The sequence below is a fragment of the Chitinophaga hostae genome (assembly GCF_018224885.1).
In the GTDB taxonomy this organism is placed as follows: domain Bacteria; phylum Bacteroidota; class Bacteroidia; order Chitinophagales; family Chitinophagaceae; genus Chitinophaga; species Chitinophaga hostae.
Genome location: NZ_JAGTXB010000025.1, coordinates 12,227 through 34,081 on the forward strand (window position 1 = coordinate 12,227; position 21,855 = coordinate 34,081).

The 21,855-nt window shown below is 43.8% G+C and carries 23 protein-coding genes; 15 read left to right on the top strand and 8 right to left on the bottom strand.

Annotated features, from left to right (window positions below):
- Window positions 1-78: 78 nt before the first annotated feature.
- The 3 genes from arsB to KE626_RS30745 are packed head-to-tail and all read left to right on the top strand — an operon-like array spanning window position 79 to window position 2,154.
- Entirely contained in the window at window positions 79-1,155 is a 1,077-nt protein-coding gene (gene arsB, locus KE626_RS30735) for an ACR3 family arsenite efflux transporter (protein WP_211976911.1), read from the top strand.
- A 28-nt stretch (window positions 1,156-1,183) separates the two neighbouring features.
- A complete protein-coding gene (locus tag KE626_RS30740) occupies window positions 1,184-1,597 on the top strand; it encodes an arsenate reductase ArsC (RefSeq protein WP_211976912.1) in 414 nt (137 codons plus the stop codon).
- Complete coding sequence (locus KE626_RS30745; protein WP_211976913.1) at window positions 1,597-2,154, top strand: sigma-70 family RNA polymerase sigma factor; 558 nt, start codon at window positions 1,597-1,599, stop codon at window positions 2,152-2,154. The genes KE626_RS30740 and KE626_RS30745 overlap by 1 nt, the downstream gene beginning before the upstream one ends.
- A gap of 375 nt (window positions 2,155-2,529) precedes the next feature.
- Here the strand turns inward: KE626_RS30745 and KE626_RS30750 are convergent, their stop codons facing one another.
- On the bottom strand, window positions 2,530-2,670 hold the full coding sequence (locus KE626_RS30750) for a hypothetical protein (RefSeq protein ID WP_211976914.1): 141 nt from the start codon (window positions 2,668-2,670) through the stop codon (window positions 2,530-2,532).
- Window positions 2,671-3,006: 336 nt separating this feature from the next.
- On the opposite strand from KE626_RS30750, the gene KE626_RS30755 reads away from it, so the two are divergent.
- The 4 genes from KE626_RS30755 (at window position 3,007) to KE626_RS30770 (ending at window position 6,166) form a co-directional block, all read left to right on the top strand.
- The gene (locus tag KE626_RS30755) at window positions 3,007-3,381 is read left to right on the top strand and encodes a chorismate mutase (RefSeq protein ID WP_211976915.1); all 375 of its coding nucleotides are present in this window, start codon (window positions 3,007-3,009) and stop codon (window positions 3,379-3,381) included.
- A 345-nt stretch (window positions 3,382-3,726) separates the two neighbouring features.
- Window positions 3,727-4,518, top strand: coding sequence for an SDR family NAD(P)-dependent oxidoreductase (locus KE626_RS30760; protein WP_211976916.1), 792 nt, complete (start codon window positions 3,727-3,729; stop codon window positions 4,516-4,518).
- Between the two features lie 54 nt (window positions 4,519-4,572).
- On the top strand, window positions 4,573-4,905 hold the full coding sequence (locus tag KE626_RS30765; protein ID WP_211976917.1) for a YciI family protein: 333 nt from the start codon (window positions 4,573-4,575) through the stop codon (window positions 4,903-4,905).
- A gap of 16 nt (window positions 4,906-4,921) precedes the next feature.
- Entirely contained in the window at window positions 4,922-6,166 is a 1,245-nt protein-coding gene (locus KE626_RS30770) for an RNA polymerase sigma factor (RefSeq protein WP_211976918.1), read from the top strand.
- A gap of 68 nt (window positions 6,167-6,234) precedes the next feature.
- Here KE626_RS30770 and KE626_RS30775 read toward each other — a convergent pair whose 3' ends face one another.
- The 3 genes from KE626_RS30775 to KE626_RS30785 are packed head-to-tail and all read right to left on the bottom strand — an operon-like array spanning window position 6,235 to window position 8,387.
- A complete protein-coding gene (locus tag KE626_RS30775; protein WP_211976919.1) occupies window positions 6,235-7,476 on the bottom strand; it encodes an RNA polymerase sigma factor in 1,242 nt (413 codons plus the stop codon).
- A 54-nt stretch (window positions 7,477-7,530) separates the two neighbouring features.
- Window positions 7,531-7,869, bottom strand: a complete 339-nt coding sequence (locus KE626_RS30780; RefSeq protein ID WP_211976920.1) for a YciI family protein — start codon at window positions 7,867-7,869, stop codon at window positions 7,531-7,533.
- A 47-nt stretch (window positions 7,870-7,916) separates the two neighbouring features.
- Window positions 7,917-8,387 carry a carboxymuconolactone decarboxylase family protein gene (locus KE626_RS30785; RefSeq protein ID WP_211976921.1) on the bottom strand — a complete coding sequence of 157 codons (471 nt, stop codon included), beginning with the start codon at window positions 8,385-8,387 and terminating at the stop codon, window positions 7,917-7,919.
- 270 nt (window positions 8,388-8,657) lie between these two features.
- On the opposite strand from KE626_RS30785, the gene KE626_RS30790 reads away from it, so the two are divergent.
- A complete protein-coding gene (locus KE626_RS30790) occupies window positions 8,658-9,131 on the top strand; it encodes a hypothetical protein (RefSeq protein WP_211976922.1) in 474 nt (157 codons plus the stop codon).
- On the opposite strand, the gene KE626_RS30795 is transcribed toward KE626_RS30790, so the two are convergent.
- The gene (locus KE626_RS30795) at window positions 9,102-9,275 is read right to left on the bottom strand and encodes an SDR family NAD(P)-dependent oxidoreductase (RefSeq protein ID WP_211976923.1); all 174 of its coding nucleotides are present in this window, start codon (window positions 9,273-9,275) and stop codon (window positions 9,102-9,104) included. The two genes, KE626_RS30790 and KE626_RS30795, sit on opposite strands and share 30 nt — an antisense overlap.
- Window positions 9,276-9,758: 483 nt before the next feature.
- Here KE626_RS30795 and KE626_RS30800 point away from each other — a divergent pair, with 483 nt between their 5' ends.
- Window positions 9,759-10,157: a (R)-mandelonitrile lyase gene (locus KE626_RS30800; RefSeq protein WP_211976924.1), complete on the top strand. Its 399-nt coding sequence runs from the start codon at window positions 9,759-9,761 to the stop codon at window positions 10,155-10,157.
- A 106-nt stretch (window positions 10,158-10,263) separates the two neighbouring features.
- Here the strand turns inward: KE626_RS30800 and KE626_RS30805 are convergent, their stop codons facing one another.
- Both KE626_RS30805 and KE626_RS30810 read right to left on the bottom strand, forming a co-directional pair.
- Window positions 10,264-11,085, bottom strand: a complete 822-nt coding sequence (locus KE626_RS30805) for a DUF4249 family protein (RefSeq protein ID WP_211976925.1) — start codon at window positions 11,083-11,085, stop codon at window positions 10,264-10,266.
- Between the two features lie 16 nt (window positions 11,086-11,101).
- The gene (locus KE626_RS30810) at window positions 11,102-13,474 is read right to left on the bottom strand and encodes a TonB-dependent receptor (protein WP_211976926.1); all 2,373 of its coding nucleotides are present in this window, start codon (window positions 13,472-13,474) and stop codon (window positions 11,102-11,104) included.
- 247 nt (window positions 13,475-13,721) lie between these two features.
- Here KE626_RS30810 and KE626_RS30815 point away from each other — a divergent pair, with 247 nt between their 5' ends.
- From KE626_RS30815 to KE626_RS30840, 6 genes are all read left to right on the top strand, one after another.
- Window positions 13,722-14,729, top strand: a complete 1,008-nt coding sequence (locus tag KE626_RS30815) for a sensor histidine kinase (RefSeq protein ID WP_211976927.1) — start codon at window positions 13,722-13,724, stop codon at window positions 14,727-14,729.
- A 22-nt stretch (window positions 14,730-14,751) separates the two neighbouring features.
- Window positions 14,752-15,474 (top strand): LytR/AlgR family response regulator transcription factor, encoded by a 723-nt coding sequence (locus tag KE626_RS30820; protein ID WP_211976928.1) that lies wholly within the window; start codon window positions 14,752-14,754, stop codon window positions 15,472-15,474.
- Between the two features lie 415 nt (window positions 15,475-15,889).
- On the top strand, window positions 15,890-17,158 hold the full coding sequence (gene fucP, locus KE626_RS30825; RefSeq protein WP_211976929.1) for an L-fucose:H+ symporter permease: 1,269 nt from the start codon (window positions 15,890-15,892) through the stop codon (window positions 17,156-17,158).
- A 17-nt stretch (window positions 17,159-17,175) separates the two neighbouring features.
- The gene (locus KE626_RS30830) at window positions 17,176-18,192 is read left to right on the top strand and encodes an aldo/keto reductase (protein ID WP_211976930.1); all 1,017 of its coding nucleotides are present in this window, start codon (window positions 17,176-17,178) and stop codon (window positions 18,190-18,192) included.
- A 12-nt stretch (window positions 18,193-18,204) separates the two neighbouring features.
- Complete coding sequence (locus tag KE626_RS30835; protein WP_249207823.1) at window positions 18,205-18,543, top strand: L-rhamnose mutarotase; 339 nt, start codon at window positions 18,205-18,207, stop codon at window positions 18,541-18,543.
- A gap of 9 nt (window positions 18,544-18,552) precedes the next feature.
- On the top strand, window positions 18,553-19,569 hold the full coding sequence (locus KE626_RS30840) for a zinc-binding alcohol dehydrogenase family protein (protein ID WP_211976931.1): 1,017 nt from the start codon (window positions 18,553-18,555) through the stop codon (window positions 19,567-19,569).
- Between the two features lie 141 nt (window positions 19,570-19,710).
- Here the strand turns inward: KE626_RS30840 and KE626_RS30845 are convergent, their stop codons facing one another.
- The gene (locus tag KE626_RS30845; RefSeq protein WP_211976932.1) at window positions 19,711-21,570 is read right to left on the bottom strand and encodes a cellulase family glycosylhydrolase; all 1,860 of its coding nucleotides are present in this window, start codon (window positions 21,568-21,570) and stop codon (window positions 19,711-19,713) included.
- Between the last annotated feature and the right edge of the window lie 285 nt (window positions 21,571-21,855).

A 21,855-nucleotide genomic window follows, 5' to 3' on the forward strand; every position in this document is an offset into this window, starting at 1 on the left:
GATCATACATAGAGAGATACGCTATTATTTGAAAGAAGAAGTACATAAGCAGATATTTAAACTATATACAGTAACATCATGCAAAACTGCCATCCTGCCCGGCGCAAGCAACTAGGCTTCCTGGACCGCTACCTCACCTTATGGATATTCCTGGCAATGGCTATTGGTGTTGGCATAGGATATTTTTTTCCATCGTCCGCCGGGTTCATCAACTCCTTTTCATCCGGCACTACCAACATACCGCTGGCAATAGGGCTGATCTTAATGATGTACCCGCCGCTGGCCAAAGTCAGGTATGAAAACATGGGTGAGGTATTCCGGAATACAAAAGTATTGTCCGCTTCCCTGATACTGAACTGGGTAATTGGTCCCATCCTCATGTTTGTGTTGGCCGTAGTGTTTCTGCATGGTTACCCGGAATATATGACGGGCCTTATCCTGATTGGGCTGGCCCGTTGTATTGCGATGGTTATCGTGTGGAATGAACTGGCAGACGGTAACCGCGAATACGCCGCCGGACTGGTAGCTTTAAACAGTATCTTCCAGGTGTTATTGTACAGCGTTTACGCCTACATCTTCATCACCTGGTTACCGACCGTTTTTGGTATGAAAGGACTTACCGTAGCTATATCCATTGGCGAAATCGCTAAAAGCGTGGGTATCTACCTGGGTATCCCGTTTGCTGCCGGTATTATCAGCCGTTATAGTCTTATTGCGTGGAAAGGAGAGCAATGGTATCAGGAAAAATACGTACCCTTCATTTCTCCGATCACATTAATATCCCTGCTGTTTACCATTGTAGTGATGTTCAGTCTTAAAGGAGAACTGATCGTGCAGATACCTTTCGATGTTATCAGAATAGCTATCCCGCTGATGATCTATTTTGCCATTATGTTTTTGGTAAGTTTCCTGCTGGGCAAAACAATGGGTGCCGACTATTCCCGGAATGCCTCCATTGCCTTCACCGCCGCAGGTAACAATTTTGAACTGGCCATCGCGGTAGCTATCGGTGTGTTCGGCATCAACTCCGGTCAGGCTTTCGTTGGTGTGATAGGTCCGCTGGTAGAAGTGCCCGCGCTCATCGCACTGGTAAACGTGGCCTTCTGGCTCCGGAAGAAATGGTATAACACTCCCGCCAACACTGTAAAAGCATAAACCTTCAACACATTATACTACACATCACATGAAAAAAATCCTTGTCCTTTGTACCGGCAACAGCTGCCGCAGCCAAATCGCAGAAGGCTATTTAAGATATTTTGCCGGAGATAAGGCGGAAGTGTATAGCGCAGGCGTGGAAACACACGGTGTCAACCCACGGGCCATTGCCACCATGGCGGAAGACGGTATCGACATTTCCGGGCATACCTCCAACAACATTACGGAATATCAGGACATACCTTTCGATTACGTAATTACTGTTTGCGACAACGCAAAAGAAAGATGCCCTTTCTTCCCCACCACCGCGCAGAAATTTCATGAAAACTTTCCCGACCCTGCAAAAGCTACTGGAACCGAAGGAGACATCATGCAGCAGTTCAGGACAGTACGCCAGATCATTAAAGACTACACCAAATCCTTTGTAGCAGCAAACCTGTAATGGAACAGCCGGTAACCGATATATGGAAGCAATTCAGCGCCGAACTGGAAAAATTCATCTGCGGGCAGATGGGCCACGATGCCGTGTGTGAGGATCTCTTGCAGGAAGTATTTCTGAAAATCTATATCAACATCAGGAAAGTTAAGGCCGCTGATAACGTCAGGGCATATCTGTATCGAATGACGAATAACGTCATAACAGATCACTACCGCCGTAACCAGGTAGGGAAGGTGTCAGCTGCACAATGTCCCGAACCCGCTGACAATGTTGTCAAGTCGCATGATGAATATAAATTGGCAGATTGTCTGAGACCTATGATAGATACATTGCCTGAAATATACCGGCAGGCCCTGATCATGACAGACCTTAACGGCCACACTCAAAAACAATATGCTGAAATATCCGGCATATCCGTATCTGGCGCCAAATCAAGGGTGCAGCGGGCCAGGGAGCAACTGAAAGAATTGATTCTGCGATGTTGTGAGTACGAATTTGATAAATATGGCAACATCCTGTCCTGCTGTAATGATTCATCACCCAACAGGAAATTTTGCTAAAATAACTGCGTCCTTTTGCAGAAATGTCCGTCTTATCAGCGATAAATATTTTAAACATCTAAAACTTATCCAGATGAAACGTTTCTTATTCGCAGGATTATGCGCATTGAGCCTCACAGCAGCGATGGCGGCTGGAATTGAAAAGAAATCAAAAAACAAAAAGCCAGCGGCTACTAAAGAACAGTGCTGCGACAAAAAAACCGGCAACTGTTGTCAACAGGGCTGTTGTCATTAATCATCAAGGCCGTAAGCAGCTATACTGCTTACGGCTTTTTCCATCCACACCGGCTACAAACAAAGGATTTTCTTATACCACACATGGAGCAAACACCAGCTGATTAGCCGGGAAGCCTCGTTACCGCCAGGGCATATTATTCAATAAACAATAATGTCGCTTTTCACAGATACTACTTTTTTATACGGGTCATTGAGGAACAGCCGCATGAACTGCTGGAAGTCCAGGCTGCCTACGCCATGACCACGGTTAGTGAACAACAGCCGTTGGCTGTTTGGCATATAGTGTCCTGAAAGATAGTTCTGGACAATATCCAGCAGGTCATTACGGGTGTATTGGATGTTGATGGTATCTGTGGTACCCTTGAAGATATGATCTGAGGGCTGGTTATAACGGTATCCCGGTCGGTTATGTAATAGTTAAATGTAAAGAATTGGACGGATAAATGTGAAAAAGGCTGTTTCAGTGAATGACTTTTTTGAAATGAGGTTCCATACTCATTTAGAGGGGAAACTGGCAGATCTATGTTCAAAGGATGGTGAAGTGTTGCTTCCGCACCCTCCGCGATGACAGCGAGGTTCCCCAAAAAATGGCATTATAATGGTGGGGCTTGGGCTATGAAAAATAAATTTCTTGTCTTTATTATCACTTTCGCTGCTGTAATCATTGCAGACAAAGTAAATGGACAAAGTCCATCTGCTGATACAACTGATACTATCTTAGAAAACAAACGGAAAGATATCGACTCGCTCGACAGAAAGCTTTTCGAGGTGCTGGGCGCAAGAGAAAGAGTTGTCCGTGAGATAGGCGTTTACAAAGAGCAGCATCATATTGCTCCATTACAGGCAGCCCGATTTCAGAAGGTGCTGGAAAAAGGCATAGAGGCAGGTAAGAAAGAAGGATTGTCGGCTGAATTCGTCACTGAAATGCTTAATGCCATCCATAGGGAGAGTTTGAGGATAGAAGAGGCTATTTCGGATGATAAGCGCTAGACGAGTTGCTGCCGGTATAAACAAATCTATATATAAGCGATCTTAACGATGCTGAATGGCAATACCATTGTCAGCCTGCCACTCAGTGGTAACAGGATCTTTATGGCCTATTCAGAAGCTCCCTTCCTCTTAAATATATCTGCCGGGAGCATTTTTCGTTGAATCGGATATAATTTTTAATGCCTGGTTGTCTTACCTATCTGGTCAACTTTCACGTGACTTGTTTTTTGTCGTTGAGATTTTTTATGAAAATGTTGGGAAAATGTCCGGAAATGATAACTCCAAACGTCTTAGTTGTGGAGCGTGAATGATTCACGTATAATTTCTCAACATAAAAATAGCATCATGAATGACTTAAAAGACAAAGTGGTAGTGATCTATGGGGGCGGCGGTGAAATTGGCGGCGCTGTTGCACGTGCCTTCGCACGCGAAGGAGCCAGGCTTTTTCTTACAGGGCGCCGCCTGGCATCTGTGGAAACGGTTGCCAGGGACATCGTGTCTGCTGGCGGCGTTGCTGAGGCAGCGGAGGTGGATGCCCTTGATGAGCAGGCTATAGACAAGCATCTGCAGTTTGTAATGGCGCAGGCAGGCCGTATCGATATTTCGTTCAATGCGATAGGGAATTCGCCAACCAGGTACCTGGGGCATTCGCTGGTCGATATGGATCTTCAACAATTCTCTATGCCGATCACCAGTTATACCACATCGTACTTTCTGACAGCGCGATTAGCAGCAAGACGCATGCTCCCGAATAAATCCGGGGTGATCATGACCGTCACTGCGCCTCCCGCAAAAATAGGCACGCCAAACGGAGGTTATGGTCCCTCACAGGCTGCCAAGGAGGCGCTTACCCGATACCTGTCGGTTGAACTCGCACCTCAGGGTATTCGTGTGGTTTGTTTGCAACCGCACGGCATGCCGGAGACGGAGACAATAAGAGAAATATTTGAAACGAAGGCCAGGCCAGCGGGCGTAACCTGGGAACAGTTCACAGATTACCTTGCAGGCATGAATCATCCCAAGCGCTTCATGACACTCGCTGAGGTGGCGAATGTAGCGGCTTTTGTCGCTTCCGATAAGGCCAGCGGGATGATGGGGACGACCGTCAACCTGACTATGGGCGCCCTGGACGATTAATTTCTGCCGACAAAAATCTATACAATATTAACCATCAACATAAAGAAAACTGCTATGACTGAATTTGTATACCTCTATCGGGGTTATGAACTACCTGCATCTCCGGAGGAAATGCAGCAGAAAACTGCCAAATGGATGATCTGGCTTAAGGAGCTTAGTGACAACGGTCATCTGAAGTCACTCGGAGACCCTTTGCAACCTGGCGGCAAAGTAATCAAAGGGGCAAAAAAGCAGGTCATCGACGGTCCTTATGCCGAAGCTAAAGACGTGGTCGGAGGTTATAGCATCATTGTGGCCAAAGACATTGAACAGGCTGTGGGGTTTTCCCTGGGATGCCCGATTTTTGAGGATGGCGGTTCCGTAGAGGTACGTCCGATCGGACAGTAAGTATCAGGCGATGGATATGGAGGAACATTTTTTTCGGCATGAATTCGGAAGAATTGTTGCCACACTTACCCGGCTTTTCGGAGTCGATAACTTCGCATTGGCAGAAGACGTTACTCAAGACGCCTTCTGCCGTGCGATGGAAACGTGGAAATTGCGCGGCCTGCCAAAAAATCCTTCTGCATGGCTGATGACCACCGCGAAGAACCGTGCCCTGGATATCTTGCGCCGGGAGCGCACCGCCAGGGTGTCTGAGCCGGAACTGGCGAGGTTTCTTGAATCGGAATGGACACTGGTTCCAACAGTAGAGGAGGCGTTTAGTACGTACGCGGTGAACGATTCCCAGCTGCGTATGATGTTTTCCTGCTGCCATCCCCGCCTCTCAGAAGAAGCTCAAATTGCACTTATATTGCACATTTTATGCGGATTCAGTGTAAAAGAGATTGCACAGGCATTCGTGAGCAGTCATGCCGCTATTGAAAAACGTATCACCCGGGCAAAGAAAGTATTGGCGGAATCCACGAAACTTTTTGATCTTGCCGATGCGGATTTTACTGCCAGGCTTTCCTCCGTGCTGCAAGCATTATATTTGCTTTTCAACGAAGGATATCATGGCGCTTCACCAGAGGCGGCAGTGCGTATGGAGCTTTGTGAGGAAGCCATGTGGCTGATGAATTTACTTATCAAACAACCTGCTTTAGTAACTCCCCAATCATATGCGCTCGCTGCGCTGATGTATTTCAACGCGGCCCGTTTGCCAACTCGTTTAGATGATGCGGGTAATCTTGTTTCGTTCTTCGAGCAGGACCGGTCTTTATGGAATCATAACTTCATAGCAGAAGGACAAGCGCTCCTTAATCTTTCTTCTTCCGGTACAGCGCTAACAAAATATCATATGGAAGCCGCTATTGCTTCCATGCATACCAGTGCCGCTAAAAGCGAAGATACCGATTGGAAACAGATAGTATCGCTTTATGATATGCTGATGGCTATCCATCCTTCTCCGGTTATTGCACTTAACCGTGCCATTGCTATCGCACAGGTAGATGGCCCGGAAATGGGATTGCAGAAGATAGGTGTCATCCATGACCTTCATCGTCTCTCTTCTTACCCGTTTTACCCGGCTACGCTGGGGGAACTTGAACTTCGTCGGGGAAATTATCACGTTGCGAAAGAGCGCTTCTGCACAGCGCTTTCGCTGGCGCGCAATCCTATGGAACGTAATTTCCTGCAACGGCGTATAGATACATGCAGGGAAAGGTAGGGCCAGCCCTCAATGTTACGCCTCTATTGAGGTAGAAGGCGAGGATAGGTGGGGATCACCGTATAATTTTAAAACCGGTTCAGCTGTTTAATTTTTTCCTGGATAACCACTTTTTCTGTTTGTGTTTTTGCTAAAGCATAAGAACGCTGAAAGCATTCCCTGGATTTTTCCAAATCAATATTTTTATATAGTTCACCCAACAAAATAAAATAGAAATGATTGTTATCCATTTTCAGGTTTTCGGCTTCAGCTAATGCGAGCTCCCAACCATTTACCTTATATAGTGCGAAGATCCGATTAAGAGCTACAGCCGGTGAATAATTGATAAGAAGCAGCTGGGTATAAAGCTTTAAGATAGCTTCCCATTTTTCCCGGGTATCAGTTTTTAAGCAATGCCAATAAACTATCTGCGCTTCGATATGATAGGAGCTAACTTCATTACCCTGTACGGCGCAGTCCAGATAATGTACTCCCTGGTTAAACAGTTCCACATCCCATAGTTGCTCGTTCTGCTCTGCGTATGTTATAAAATAGTCATCTGCTGTTTGCCGTGCGTTGAAACGTGATGCATGGAAACACATTATCGCCACCAGTGCATTTGTTTTTGGGAGATTGGTTTTTTCATTTTCGGTGAGCATCAGGCCTAATTGCAGCCCTTCCCAGCATAGCTTTTTACGCAGAATCTGTTTTTGTGTTCTCGAATAGTAGCCTTCGCTGAAAAGCAGGTAAATAATATGGAGTACATTGTCAAGCCTGTTTGAAATTTCCGTTTCGGGTGGTAATGTAACGCTTACATTTTCGGACCTTAGTTTTTCTTTTGCCCGGTAAAGTCTTTTATTAATCGTTTCCTTATTGGTAAAAAAAGCCTCCGCTATCTCATCGATGCTAAACCCGCATAAGATCCGTAAGGCCAGTCCCACTTGCGCTTCGCTGGCGATTGCCGGCGTGCAAATGGCAAAGATCATGGCTAACTGGCTGTCTTTTATATTCTGGGTCGAAAAATCCGGCTCTGTAAAATCCATATCGGGCTCTTGCAGTTCAGGAGCGATTTGCGCTGCCTTAGTTCTAAGCCGCCTATCCCGTCGTAGATAATAAAGTGTTTTTTGTTTGGCCACGGAATATAGCCATGCTGCCGGGTTTGCGGGTATACCCTTAACGCCCCAGGTTTCGGCGGCTTGCAGGAAGGTTTCACTTACAAGATCTTCTGCGACTTCAATATGCTGTAACTCAAAGCTGCTGCTGATAACAGCAACCATCTTGGTGAACTCCCGCTGAAATAAATTTTTCAGATCATCATTTTCCCACTCCATAGCTAGCAACGATCTTTCCCGGCCTTCCGGGAAAGATCGTATTGAAAATAGTTATTAATTAAGTACTGGCCTGATCTCTACACTACCACCCCGGTCAAGCACAGGGCAACCATGGGCCACGGTTGTGGCATCATCCAGACTTTCTGCAAGGATGACCACAAAGCTTCCCAATATTTCTCTGACCTCCACGAAAGGCCCATCAGTCAAAATTCCCCCTGCTTTGAGCACTTTACCAGGAGTGTCAAGCCGAATGCCGTTATTAACTAAACGTCCTTCTGCTACGATGACGGCGGCCCAATCAGCCCATTTTTTTCTTAATACCGCCATTTCATCAGCCGATAAATTGCTATAGTCAAACCCCGGTTGCCTGAATAGCAGTGCAAATTCTTTCATCCTTTTGAGTTTTACTAAAATTATGTTTTATCATGAACTTTATAAAATTATTGAACAGCGTGAACCCCGGGCTTATAGGTACCCACCACCGCAACATTCGGAAAGGCAAGATTTACGCGATTGTAACCATTTATAGCTATCACAGCTATCGTAATGTCAATCAATTCCTCTTCGCTGAATTGCTTTAACGCGGCATCGTATATTTCGTCAGATACGGCACCTTCTAATTTTGTCAGCGCTTCAGCCCAGGCTAAAGCCGCACGCTCGCGGTCAGTGTAAAACGGCGCTTCGCGCCAGGCCGGTAGAACATAGAGGCGCTGCTCCGTTTCTCCGAGTTCGCGTAAGTCCTTGGTATGCATATCCAGGCAGTAGGCACAACCGTTTATCTGGGACACCCGGTAATAAATTAATTCTAACAGCGATTTTTTAACCGGAGAAGTCGAAAGATAAGTGCCCATACCATACATTGATTTCATGGCAGGCATCCCTTTTTTAGCAACATTGAGTCTTTGTTTCATTTTGATGTTTATTTAGAGTTTAACATTTACCCTAATAATGCTTTGGAACGACTGGATTGGACATTTATAGAGAATTCTTTTCAGGGATTGAAAAAATTAACATTGATTTTTTAAAAGTATTTGACATTTCCTGTCCTGTTTTCATTCGCTCCCGCATTATTGTAATGAAAATAGTAACTCGTTAAGCAATGAAAGAAGCATGTAAACTTGACAAATTCAGTTGACGGGCCGCTATGAGAGAATTTTATTATTCATTAAATAATTTACCAGATGTTTATTTTTCCTGCTTTATTAATGCTGCATTTAATGGCGCTCGTTCTGATGGCGGGCACTACGTTAATCGATTTTATTAATTATCAAACCTTCTGGAAGCTCTTTGATCGTCAGGAAGAACAGGCTGTTGGTGTGTTATCGGCAACCGCCCGATTTCCGAGATTAATTGGTATCGGTGCTGGTTTGCTCGTAGTTTCCGGTGCAGGAATGATCGCTCTTACCCATGGCTTATTGGCGGAACAATTATGGTTCAGGATCAAGTTTGCCCTTGTGCTTTTATTAATCGGCAATAGCATTTTAAACGGTAACAGAGCTGGTGTGAAACTTAGGAAATTAGTTGTTTCTGATGCCCCTTACCTTACGACGCAGGTAATGAGCCTGAAGAACAGATTGCGCATTTTCCACCTTTTGCAGTTATGCATCTTTGTCATCATTATCTTTCTAAGCGCCTCCCAATTCCGTTATTTCTAAAGCCAGGTTTTGCAAAGCGTCAGCTCTGCGGGCGCCTATTACAACTTTACATCCCTGTGTGGCCAGGAGCATGGCAGTTGCTTTGCCAATCCCACTGCTGGCACCCGTTATTACAACTACTTTTCCGCTGAGTTTTATGTCCATATGCATGATTATTTATGGACAAAGTTCATAAAATGCTTGCAGAAGCATGTAGCCATTTTCGTCAATTCTGAAGCCCAAAATACGACTTGTGTGTTTATTCGATCATAGAAGGTGGGCATCGTCGGGATTGGTGGTTTGGGCACATGGGAATTAAAATAGCTAAAGCTATGGGGCACATGTCGTTGCTTTTACGACCTCTGAACCCCAATTTGCAGAAGCTAAGTGGCTGGGCGCCGATGAAGTGCTGTTGTCAAAAGATGCAGAACAGATGGCCGCTACCGTGGGAAGTTACATTTTATCCTGGATGCAGTATCGGTGGCGCACGATATTAATGCTTATCTTGCCCTGCTTTATGTTGACGGTGTGGCCAATATTTTTATCATCAAAAAATAAAAAGAAGTAACCGGGAAGCAGATGACACGGTATTACAAGATCGTTTTCTGGCCGCCTGTGCGCAGTTAACAGGTATTAAATTTAAATGATATGGAAATTACAAGAACAGCGACAAAACCTTCAATGAAAGGCCCTGAGGACTGGTTTACGGGGGCTGTCAGAATTGACCCTTTATTCGATGCAAACGACGCGCGACGTAGTGCTTCAGCAACCGTGACGTTTGAACCAGGTGCAAGAACCGCCTGGCATACACATCCACTGGGCCAAACCCTCATCATCGTCAGTGGTTTAGGCTGGGTACAGCGTGAAGGCGGTCCGGTCGAAGAAGTCCGCCCGGGAGATGTGGTATGGTTCGAACCGAATGAAAAACACTGGCATGGCGCTTCAGCAACCAATGGCATGAGTCACATTGCGATCCAGGAACATCTGAACGGCAAAGTTGTGGATTGGTTGGAACAAGTTACTAATGAACAGTATGGCTCAAAATAGTAGTTTATCTTTAGCAAAAAGGCAAGAAATTAAGGAGTAGCGAAGGTGCCTGCATCTACTGTTAGTTGATGGTGCCAAACACATGCAATGCCTCTATGCCTATTAATTACTTTATCGTATACTCCTTTACGTCCACTTCCGATAATCTGAAATATCCATAAGCGAAGTTTTCGAAATGGGTCTGATTGATGATATTCCCTCTCACCGAACCCGGTGTTGTTTGGAACGGGCCGGTACCAGCGCCGGATGCTGCTAACAGTTTCCTGAAATAATCATAATATCTCCTGGAAATTCCATACAGCCTGATGTTTATCATGTCGCCGGTCTTCAGGTCCTTGTCGGAAAAATATTCCTGCATTAGTTTGCCTTGACTGTTCTGGTCATCCTGGGCTTTGTAATCCGGAAACGTTGATACAGGTGATAGAATACGGTGTAGATAGTAGTTTTCCTCATTGCCATTATCCTGGTAGCTGTAACTGATTTCTACTTCATCACCTCCAAATCCGCCGGCATTATTCTGTACAATATTATTTTCAATATTTGGTACACCTATACAAGTTTCAGTTGCGGTATAGGTCTCCCCATTTAAAACTACTTTTAACGTATAGGTTTCCCCGATAGCCGGGTGAAAATTGGAGCAGATATATACTCCCGTACCGGGATTTTCTATAAAACTAAAAACAGTATTCTCAGAATTTGTTATAACGATGTTCGCTCCCGAAACTGTTGGAAATGTAGTACTGTAATATCCGGTTGTGGTGGAAAGTTTAATTTTCTGCTCACCGCCTGTTGTACCCTTTACCCAATCAATCGATGCGTCAATCACTAACTTTGGTGCTGCTGTTTCTAAATCTACGTCTATTACTTTTGTGCAGGACAAAAGAAAAAAACAGCATAATAATATCAGGTATTTAACTTTATTTTTCATTTGTATACTATTGGAATTAAAATTTGAAATTGTAAGTCACGCCCGGAATGATACCGAAAATCGATATCCTCTTTGCTTCGCTCGACCCTGTTTCCCTGTTTTGCTCAAACATAAGAGATGCAGCGTTGCTTCTATTGTAAACATTGTAAAGACTGAATACCCATTCACCTTTCCAACTTTTTTTGCTGTCGGGTTTTGGGGTGTAGGTGGCCGATAAGTCCAAATGATGATAGGCCGGAAGCGAATTAACATTTCGCTCTCCGTAATTCCCAATCGTAATTTCCTGATACTGGTATTTGCCGATGGGGTAGGTGGCTGCTTTCCCCGTTTGGTAGGTAAAAATGCCGCCAAAACTCCATTTTTTCGTCAGTTGATAGGCGGCTGTAAGTGAAAGGTTATGCGTTTTATCGTAATTGGCACGATACCATTCGCCGTTGTTAATCCCGGGTTCTTCTGCATTTCTTCCTGGTGTGCGTTGTTCCGCTCTGGAAAGTGTATAGGAAAGCCAGCCTGTCAGCTTCCCGGTATTTTTCTTCAGCATCACCTCAAGTCCGTAGGCCCTTGCCTCTCCGTTTAACATTACCTGTTCTATGGCTTTTTGGGCAATGAGTTCGGCGCCGTCAATGTAGTCTGCTTTGTTTTTAATTTTCTTGTAAAAAGCTTCTGTTTCCAAAGAATATTTTCCATTGCTGAAATCTCTGAAATAGCCCAACGCAACCTGGTCAAGAATTTCAGGTTTCAGATATTGGTCGCTCGGCGCCCAAATGTCCAGTGGTGATACGGAGGCTGTGTTGGAAATCAGATGAATATACTGGCTCATCCGGTTATAACTCGCCTTAATGGATTGGTCGTCATTTAGAGAAAAAGAAACTGCCAGACGAGGTTCTAAGTTGCCAAAATCGACGATCTTTTTGTTTTTATCGTAATAAGTTGTACTGGTGGGCGTTCCTTTCTCATAAATTTGTAACTCGCGATTGAAAATCACTGCCTGATTGTTGGCATAGTTATTTACATGCTGTTCTCCCAACCGTTGAAAATTGCTGTACCGCAGCCCATAGGTCAATGAAATTTTGTCCGTGAGTTTTTGCTCGGCACTGATATACAATGCATTTTCCCAGGCGTATTTTTTTTCAATCTGGTCGGGATTGACAGGCGATTTATCATCCATCGGTTTTATAGTACCCGGGTTGAATTTGTAGTAGATGGAATTGAGGCCATAATTCAACACCAGCTTATCAGACAGGTGATGGTTAAAATCATACTTAAAATTATAATTACGGATGTCCGATATCCAATCAATGCCTACATATTTTATCTTCAGGCCATAATCGTACTTACTGTAAATGACTGACGCATTGGAAAAGAATTTCTCGGAATAGATATGATTCCAACGAAGATTAAAGAATGAGTTCCCATAATTGTTGCTGAAAAAATTACTGAAATCCATTTTGTCTTTGCCGAAATATGCGGAAAGGAAAACCCTGTTATTGTCATTGAACTTATAATTCAGTTTAGCATTCAAATCATAAAAGGACACAGAATTGTCGTTGTTAGCCAGTTTCATAAACAATTGAGCATAAGAAGTACGACCGGCAACTACGAACGAACCTTTATCTTTTACAATTGGGCCTTCTGCCAGTAGTCTGCTCGAAATCGCCCCGATTCCACCCGTTATGTGATATTCTTTGTTGTTCCCTTCCTTTTGATAAATATCCAAAACAGAGGAAGTGCGCCCACCGAAATTAGCAGGTATTCCGCCTTTATACAATTTCAAATCTTTAATCACATCAGCATTGAAAACAGAGAAAAAGCCGAACAGGTGTGAGGTATTGTACACAACGGCTTCATCTAACAATATCAGATTGCCGTCGACCGCACCACCCCTGACGTTAAAACCTGTTGCTCCTTCCTGTGCATTGGAAACTCCCGGAAGTTGCAGAATGGCTTTCAAAATATCCACCTCGCCCATAACCGCCGGCATCTTTTTGATGGTAGAAATAGAGAGTTTATTCACGCTCATTTCCGGTTTCCGGATGTTGCTTGCTGAACTGTTGTTTTTTATTACTACTTCATCTAAAGTTCTGGTTTTTTCAAGCATGGGAAAATCTTTCCTGGTGTTTCCTCTCAGGGAGATATGTTCCTGGATACTCTCAAATCCTATACAGCTGATAACGATCGTATATTCTCCTTTTGGCAACGTAATAGAATAAAATCCATACGCATTGGTAACCGTTGAAGCTTTTACTTCAGGAATGAAAATGCTTGCCCCGATTATTGTTTCGGTGTTTGTTTTCATGGTGATTATTCCACTCAATGTGACTTTCTCCTGTGACCAGGCCACTAATGAAATGGGTATAAGCAACAGTGTATAAATGATTTTGTATCTCATATTTTTAAAATCGATTTAACAATTACAATTCGGATACAAAACTATTTCTTTCAATAACCGTCTTTTTCCAATTATACCAAACGCGGTATCTTTTATAGCAAAGCATGCAGGGGCACTACAAAATATATTTCTTGCTTATGCGTTTTTCCAATACTTCCTGCTTTCGTATAAAAAGCCCACAGTTTCGTATAAAAAGCAGATCAAACGATAGCTTAAAATGTTAAGTTTGTACTATATAATTTTATAAATGAGTGATTTTACCCATCAACAGCTTATTAGCGAGAACACACTTTTCCGTTTCCTGATTTCACCTGAACGCAGGGTATTCCGGCATCTGCTGCTCATTGTTTTTCTAGGTATTGTGTTGTACAACAGCACTCCCGTAATCGACAACCCGATAGTGGTATTTATATATTTCATTATATTATTCTATGTAAATATGTATGTGCTGGTACCAAAGCTTTTATTCAGGAATAGAAATATCGAATACTGTTTATCCGTGATCAGCATCCTTATTGTGGTGGCTATTTGTGGTTATTTTTTCAATCCTTTTAATAAGGAAAACGGGCTGAATATCCCACTTTTTTCTTTCCTTACGGTACTGCTGTTAGCAGCTTCATCTTCCATAAAACTGTTTCAGAAGGGAATGCTGGACAAGCAATTGATTTACGAGTTGGAGAAATCGAAGACTTATGCAGAATTGGAACAATTAAAAAACCAAATCAACCCGCATTTTTTGTTTAATATGCTAAACAATGCCAATGTGCTGACGAAGAAAGACCCCGATAAAGCCTCGCAGGTGTTGGTGAAGTTGAGCGATTTACTACGCTACCAACTTTATGACAGTGCAAGAGATAAAGTATTACTGACTTCGGACATTCATTTCCTGGAAGACTTTTTAAATTTGGAAAAAGTAAGGCGGGATAGTTTTGATTTCCTGATTTCAAAAGAAGGCGATTTGAGTGGCGTGCAAATTCCTTCTTTGTTGTTCATTTCATTTGTGGAAAATGCGGTGAAGCACAATAATGATGCAACAAAATCGTCTTATGTAAACCTGTATTTTGATGTTAGGAATAATGAACTTTTCTTTAAATGCATCAACTCCAAACCTGCGCTTAAATCCGTTAATAATGCAGGCGGATTGGGGTTGGCAAATGTCAGGCGAAGACTGGAACTTTTATTCCCCGCAACACATAGTTTGAATATAGAAGATGACGCAGAAAGGTATTGCGTAACCTTAACCATAAAGCTATGACAAGATTAAATCGTATAGAATTATGAACTGTATTATTATAGATGATGAACCATTGGCAAGAGAAGCCATAGAGATGTTGATTAACCAAACTGATAATTTGGATTTAATCGGCTCGTTCAACAGCCCCGAAACCGCCACTGGTTTTATGGAAAGCAATACAGTTGAATTAGTCTTTCTTGATATTCAAATGCCGGGAATCAACGGCATTGAGTTTGCCCGATCCATTCCCAAAGAAACATTTGTGATTTTTACAACCGCCTATTCTGAATTTGCTACCGACAGCTACGAAGTAGATGCGATTGACTACCTGATAAAACCCGTAAAATTGGAGCGTTTTAAAAAGGCTGTTGAAAAAGCTCATACCTATTCCAAATTATTCAAAGCGGATTACGCTAATAACAAAATCGAACAGGTTGCAGACGATTTTTTCTTTGTGAAAGCAGACCGGAGAATTTTTAAAGTCTATTTCAACAGCATACTTTTTATTCAAGGTTTAAAAGATTATGTGGTGATGCACACCGAAAATCAGAAAGTCATTACGGCAATGAACATCAAAACTATCTGCGATCAATTACCAAAAGATATGTTCGTGAGGGTAAGTAAATCCTATGTTATCAATGTTAAGCATATCGGTTCTGTGGATAATAACACCGTGTACATAGGTACAAACGAAATTCCTATCGGAAGTATTTACAGGGATTACTTTTTCAGCGAATTTGTAACAAAGAAAATTGTGGGGAGGTAATATGACAGTATTTGCAATAGATGCCCTTAAAGATAAAACCGCTCACTGACAGGCAAATAGTCGGTTTTGTATAAAAAAAGTCTAATTAAAACAAAGGTTGGGTAAGCATTTCGGAGTAAGTTTGACTTATCAATTACCCGTTTCTTTTATAAGCCGGGAATTGCCGGTAAACGACTGGTAATTCCCGGCATATAACAGCAGCCAACAAAATTAGATTCCATGAAAAGGAAAACGCTGATCAAGTGTTTAACGACAGGCCTGTCATCTCTATATCTATCAAAATCTGCACGCACACCGTTTGTTAAAGACGCAGTCAAATCCACGTATGGCGCAGTTTCCTGTTCCCTGAGCCAACTAACGGCAATGCACGAACGTATTCCACGTTGTCAATCCCTGTAAAATTTAAGACGCATATATGGCAAAGAACCATACATTATTCCCGTTTATTCTGATTACAAGCCTGTTTTTTTTGTGGGGTTTCGCACATAACCTGGATCCTATATTAATACCGCACCTGCAGAAATCATTTACTTTAACTACTGTTCAGGCCACCCTCGTTGATTCTGCGGTGTTTATCGCCTATTTTCTCATGGCTTTACCCGCAGGGTTTATCATGAAAAAGTATGGCTATAAAACGGGAATTATCGCAGGACTGCTGGTTTTTGCCCTCGGCTCGTTTCTGTTTATTCCTGCTGCCAATACGCAACAGTATATTTTTTTTCTTATAGCATTGTTTATTATTGCCTGTGGCCTGACAATTTTGGAAACGGCGGCTAACCCTTATGCATCATCGCTTGGCGATCCTGCTTCCTCCACACAACGGCTGAATCTTGCGCAGTCGTTTAATGGCCTTGCTGCTACGCTGGCGCCCGTAATAGGCGCACGTGTTATTCTTACGAAAGGATATACCGCCGCGCAACTAAGCACAATGACAGCAGAAGGTCGTCAACTCGCGCTTGCTGCGGAAGCGGCCACCGTAAAAATGCCTTATTTTATCCTGGGTAGCATACTGGTATTGATAGCAGTCATTTTTGCCTTTACCCGTTTACCGGCCATCCAGACAAACGAAGATCATGTAGCCAGCAAGCATATCTTCCATGCGTTTAAACATCGTCACCTGGCCTGGAGCGTTGTGGCACAGTTCTTTTATGTAGGCGCCCAGGTATGTGTGTTTAGCCTTTTTATCCTTTACGCAACAAAGGCTGGGGGCATAACAGAGGTAAAGGCGGCTGACTACCTGGGTTTATGTGGGCTGGCATTCTTAATTGGAAGATTTATTGGTACCTACTTAATGCAGCATTTCAGTTCTGCCAGGTTGCTGGCAGTGTATGCCGTGATGAGTACTTTACTTTGCGTGATCGCCATCATGGGCACTGGTATGATCACGATTTACGCGGTGATGGGTATCTGCTTTTTTATGTCTATCATGTTTCCAACCATCTTTGCCCTGGGCATAAAGGAATTACGTGGCGATACCGAATTTGGAAGCAGTTTAATCATCATGTCTATTGTAGGAGGCGCTATCCTGCCCCTGGCATTTGGCTACATCAGCGATCTGAGGGGTAGTATTCAACATGGTTATGTAGTGCCATTGGTTTGTTTCCTGGTGGTAGCTTATTTTGGATATAAAGGTCATCGCGTAAAAGTGAAGACCGAAAAGTTAATGGTGTCAGCTATTCTTTGAAAATAAGTGGGTTTAGTATGGAGAAAATTATGTGGCCGAAGGTAATTTTCGGCACCAGCGGGTTAGGAAATTTATATGTAGCACTCCCGGATGAAGTGAAGCGATCTATTGTTGAGGAGTGTGTAAAGTGTTCGGCGGGACCAGTAATATTTGATTCCGCTGGCAAATACGGGGCTGGACTGGCGTTGGAAGCGCTGGGCCGGAGTTTGAAGCAATTGAACGTTGATCCGTCAGCAGTGCTGATCAGCAATAAGCTGGGCTGGTTGCGTACGGAGTTAAAAACAACAGAGCCTACTTTTGAACCCGGGATATGGCGAGATCTTGAACATGATGCCGTTCAGAAAATAAGCTATGATGGCATCCTGGAATGTTATGAGCAGGGAAATGAATTGCTGGGAAACTATCATGCCGCGCTGGTATCGGTACATGATCCTGATGAGTACCTGGCAGCGGCCGGAAATGAGCAGGAGTATCAACAACGTTACCAGGATATATTGGATGCTTACCGCGCTTTACATGAATTAAAACAGGCGGGTAAAGTCAAAGCTATTGGGGTAGGGGCAAAAGATTGGCGGATCATAGCCAGGATAGCCGGTGATGTAAAACTGGATTGGGTAATGATTGCCAATAGTATGACGATTCATAGCCACCCTGCTGAATTGGTGAATTTTATGAGAAAGCTGGAACAGGAGGATGTGGTCATCGTAAATTCTTCCCTTTTTAACGGCGGCTTTCTAACAGGATCTGCGTACTATAATTACCAGTTAACAGACCCGGTAAAAGATAAGGCATTGTATCATTGGCGTGTACAGTTTTACCAGCTATGCGTCGATCATAATATCAAACCGGTAGAAGCATGTGTGATTTTTGGCCTGAACGCGCCAGGGGTAAGTAGTATCGCGTTAAATACCACGCAGGCTGAAAGGGTGGCGCAGAATGTGGTATTGCCCTATTCAGTCATCCCGGATGAATTTTGGAAAGAAATGGAAAAGTTTGGGCTGATTGACCCGGCGTATGCTTCCAGCTATTTGTAAATGTTAAATAAAATGATGAAAAGACACTGTTTGGCTCTTGATCTGAAAGATGATCCACGGCTGATTGAAGAATACGAATATTGGCACAAAGCAGAAAACGGGTGGCCGGAAGTTAGAAAGAGCATTCTTGAGGCAGGAATTGTTGAAATGGAAATTTATAGGACCGGCAATCGCCTGATGATGATTATGGAAACCAGCGATCTGTATAATGAAACGGCAAAACGCACGTCGGATGCCGCCAATCCTAAAGTACAGGAATGGGAACAACTCATGTGGAAGTTCCAGCAACCATTGCCATGGGCAAAAGAAGGAGAGAAGTGGGTATTGATGGAACAGATTTTTCAACTTTAAAAAATGAGCATGCGAACAATAATTTGTGAGGAACCGGGAAAACTGGTATTTCAACAAACGGAGAAACAAGCGCTAGGAGAGGGTTATGTGCAGATCAGGATTCGAAGGATCGGGGTTTGCGGCACAGACCTGCACGCCTTTGAAGGAACCCAACCTTATTTTAATTATCCACGGATTTTAGGCCATGAACTTTCCGGGGAATTGGTGGAGGCCAATGGCGCAACGGGATTTACAAACGGAGAAGTCGTAACATTTATTCCCTACTTTAACTGCGGCGTTTGTGTTGCCTGCAGGTCGGGAAAACCCAATTGTTGCGTTAACATCAATGTTTGTGGCGTCCATGTTGACGGAGGAATGCGGGAATACCTGAATGTACCTGCAGCTGCGCTGGTACACGGCGGCGGCCTGGGTTACGATGACCTGGCCCTGGTAGAACCCCTGGCTATCGGCGCGCACAGCATCAGGTGGGCGGATGTAAAACCCGGAGAATTTGTATTAGTGATTGGCGCCGGTCCTATCGGGTTAGGCGTAATGGAATTTGCGCGCATTGCCGGTGGTAAAGTTATTGCGGTAGACGTCAACGCCAAAAGATTAGCGTTTTGTAAGGAAACGTTGAACGTTGATCACGTGATCGATGCATCCAACGAAAACGTAACAGCGCAGTTCGCTGCTATCACCAACGGAGACATGGCAGCAGCAGTGATAGATGCCACCGGTAGTTTAAAGGCAATAAATAACAGCTTTCAATATATTGCGCATGGTGGCAGGTATATCCTGGTAGGTTTGCAGAAAGCAGATATCTGTTTCAGTCACCCGGAATTTCATAAGCGGGAAGCTACCTTAATGAGCAGCCGTAATGCAACACGGGAGGATTTTGACCACGTTATAGCTGCCATAAAAAAACGTTGGGTACAACCGGCCAATTACATTACCCATCGTATCGCGTTTGAAAAAGTTACACAAACGTTTGAAAGTTTGCTCGATCCCGCTAATGGCGTTATTAAAGCAATTATAGAAGTGGAATAATAAGGGAAAGTTTTTTTTGTGAAAGTCACTGCCCACAAATCAATAACGGCAATACTCACCTGGTGAGTATTGCCGTTATTGATTTGTTCCTGCTGTGCAGTTTATGCCTGTTTGTCTTCGGGCAATAACCCCGCAATACGTTTATTGTTTAATGACCTTGAATGATTTTGTCCAGGTATCGCCTGTCACCTTAATAATATAAGTATTAGGTTGGAGTGAGGCGCCAAACGCTAACCGGTTTTTAACAGCAGCTGGTTTTATAGCTTCAACCCCTCGGCCGTTTATATCAACTACTTCGATAAGCTTTATCTTTTCGTTGTCATTAATTACCAGGTTGAAATTTGACGAAGACGGATTAGGATATATCACCACCTGCGACGTTTGTTTGTCATTAGAAGAATTGCTGACTAATGCCATGGAAGCCGGTTGCGCCGCGGTTCGTGCATTGGCCGTTGCCGAGGAGGTCCACTGCTGGTTATAGCTGGAACTTGTGCTCCATTGCCCCAGGTCAACACCGTTGCCTGATTGGCCAAGGCCGTCGAGGTACAAACCTGTTGCCCGGTTCTTGAATTTCACAAAGCCGCCGGCACTTTCCATGGTCCATTGCTGGTTATTGCTGCTACTGCCGGCCCATTGTCCCGCAATTGATCCGTCGGTGGTTCTGCCCATTCCATCCAGGTATAACCCTGTGGCGCGATTTTTTAGCTTTACATAACTTCCGGTTGTTTCTAAAGCCCATTGCTGGTTATAACTTCCGCTATTGCTCCATTGTGAACAGTTAGACCCGTTGGCTGTTCTGGCTATTCCATCCATCAATAGTCCTGTAGCGCGATTGGCCAGTGTAATGTAACCGGAAGTTGATCCGCCGGCCCCTTGCATGATAGCATTGATTACGCCCTGGTCAGTTACTGCTGCCGTGCTACGGTTAAACAAACCAAAATCCGTAGCGCCATTATCCCAATAAACCGGAATCATGCCTTTATTCTTTGCTGAACTGGTCACATACTTATTGAAATACTCCCTGGACGCCAGGTGAAGCGAGAGATCCGAAGGATTACTTCTTTTAATGGCGCCAAATTCACCGATGATGACCGGAATACCATTATCTACATACTTCGTTTTCATCAGTCCCAATGCGCGTTCTACTTCGCTTTCTTCCCCCCAGGTGCTGTTGCGGTTTGTTTGGGAGGTAGAATGGAAGCCATTTCCCCAATAGTAAAACATGGTGCCCCAGGAGGCATCTTCTGTTAACCCGCAAAATTGCCAGGGTGCGTGATAGTGAACTTCCATCATCAAACGGTTGGAGATCTGATCGGTGGGCATCGTATTCATCAGGTTATAGGTATTGTCTATACTTGTTGATGGCCCTTGTATAATAAGACTGCGGGAACTATTATTTCCACCGGTTGCACGGACCGCATTGATAAATGTTTGGTGGTAAGATAATAAGACCGACATCCCGGTTGCATCGCTAACAGCTGGTTCATTAGCACTGGCAAAAAGCAGTCGTTCATTATAGTTCTTAAAATAATTGGCAATCTGGGTCCAGTAATTTTGTTGTTTGGCGTTTACAGCGTTTTGTGCACTGGTGGTACAGTTATTCTCCAACCAGCCCCCGTCCCAATGAATGTTTATGATTACATACATATTGTTATTGATACAGTAGTCTACTACTGTTTTTACGCGGGATATCCATGCAGCATCAATTACGCCGTTGCTGGTATGGCAATCCCAGGCACAGGGGATTCGTACGGTGTTGAAGCCGGCAGCCTTTACCGCATTGATAAGTGCCTGGCTGGTATTAGGATTACCCCAGGCATTTTCGCCGCAAATGGCTTCCAGGGTATTACCCAGGTTCCAGCCAACTTTCATCTGGCTGGCCACCTGCTGCGCTGTGGGTAGCTGGCCCGAGGCAGGAATTGATAAGAAAATACCGGCTGCTACAAATAGAAGTTTGCAGCCGTATCTTAACAGTGCTGGTAAAAATAGAAAATGTTTCATAGCGTGAATCTTTTTTAATTTGGTTGAAAGTGATTATTAACTATATTTTTATGGATTGATTGTAGTATGTCTGGAAGAGGAAGGCTATATTTGCCAAATGGAATCTGTCGTACAGTAATAAAGGGTCTTTTACTTTTGTTCTGCCATTAATCATAGTACAGATCATCTACGAATACTACAATACGCAGGAATGCTGATGAAATAGGGGATGGAGTTGCAGTGGTTCTTTTTAAAACAGCAAATTAACATCAACACATTATTTGCAAAAGCATAAGATATTATTGG

Bases quoted from the DNA above. Each gene is read 5' to 3' on its own strand.
- KE626_RS30765 (WP_211976917.1), top strand. From the start codon at position 4,573: ATGACTGAATTTGTATACCTCTATCGGGGTTATGAACTACCTGCATCT.
- KE626_RS30845 (WP_211976932.1), bottom strand. From the start codon at position 21,570: ATGAAACATTTTCTATTTTTACCAGCACTGTTAAGATACGGCTGCAAA.
- KE626_RS30785 (WP_211976921.1), bottom strand. From the start codon at position 8,387: ATGAAACAAAGACTCAATGTTGCTAAAAAAGGGATGCCTGCCATGAAA.
- KE626_RS30805 (WP_211976925.1), bottom strand. From the start codon at position 11,085: ATGAAAAATAAAGTTAAATACCTGATATTATTATGCTGTTTTTTTCTT.
- KE626_RS30745 (WP_211976913.1), top strand. From the start codon at position 1,597: ATGGAACAGCCGGTAACCGATATATGGAAGCAATTCAGCGCCGAACTG.
- KE626_RS30780 (WP_211976920.1), bottom strand. From the start codon at position 7,869: ATGAAAGAATTTGCACTGCTATTCAGGCAACCGGGGTTTGACTATAGC.
- KE626_RS30760 (WP_211976916.1), top strand. From the start codon at position 3,727: ATGAATGACTTAAAAGACAAAGTGGTAGTGATCTATGGGGGCGGCGGT.
- KE626_RS30740 (WP_211976912.1), top strand. From the start codon at position 1,184: ATGAAAAAAATCCTTGTCCTTTGTACCGGCAACAGCTGCCGCAGCCAA.
- KE626_RS30795 (WP_211976923.1), bottom strand. From the start codon at position 9,275: ATGGACATAAAACTCAGCGGAAAAGTAGTTGTAATAACGGGTGCCAGC.
- KE626_RS30750 (WP_211976914.1), bottom strand. From the start codon at position 2,670: ATGCCAAACAGCCAACGGCTGTTGTTCACTAACCGTGGTCATGGCGTA.
- KE626_RS30770 (WP_211976918.1), top strand. From the start codon at position 4,922: ATGGAGGAACATTTTTTTCGGCATGAATTCGGAAGAATTGTTGCCACA.
- KE626_RS30800 (WP_211976924.1), top strand. From the start codon at position 9,759: ATGGAAATTACAAGAACAGCGACAAAACCTTCAATGAAAGGCCCTGAG.
- KE626_RS30835 (WP_249207823.1), top strand. From the start codon at position 18,205: ATGATGAAAAGACACTGTTTGGCTCTTGATCTGAAAGATGATCCACGG.
- KE626_RS30840 (WP_211976931.1), top strand. From the start codon at position 18,553: ATGCGAACAATAATTTGTGAGGAACCGGGAAAACTGGTATTTCAACAA.
- KE626_RS30830 (WP_211976930.1), top strand. From the start codon at position 17,176: ATGGAGAAAATTATGTGGCCGAAGGTAATTTTCGGCACCAGCGGGTTA.
- KE626_RS30775 (WP_211976919.1), bottom strand. From the start codon at position 7,476: ATGGAGTGGGAAAATGATGATCTGAAAAATTTATTTCAGCGGGAGTTC.
- arsB (WP_211976911.1), top strand. From the start codon at position 79: ATGCAAAACTGCCATCCTGCCCGGCGCAAGCAACTAGGCTTCCTGGAC.
- KE626_RS30820 (WP_211976928.1), top strand. From the start codon at position 14,752: ATGAACTGTATTATTATAGATGATGAACCATTGGCAAGAGAAGCCATA.
- KE626_RS30810 (WP_211976926.1), bottom strand. From the start codon at position 13,474: ATGAGATACAAAATCATTTATACACTGTTGCTTATACCCATTTCATTA.
- KE626_RS30790 (WP_211976922.1), top strand. From the start codon at position 8,658: ATGTTTATTTTTCCTGCTTTATTAATGCTGCATTTAATGGCGCTCGTT.
- fucP (WP_211976929.1), top strand. From the start codon at position 15,890: ATGGCAAAGAACCATACATTATTCCCGTTTATTCTGATTACAAGCCTG.
- KE626_RS30755 (WP_211976915.1), top strand. From the start codon at position 3,007: ATGAAAAATAAATTTCTTGTCTTTATTATCACTTTCGCTGCTGTAATC.
- KE626_RS30815 (WP_211976927.1), top strand. From the start codon at position 13,722: ATGAGTGATTTTACCCATCAACAGCTTATTAGCGAGAACACACTTTTC.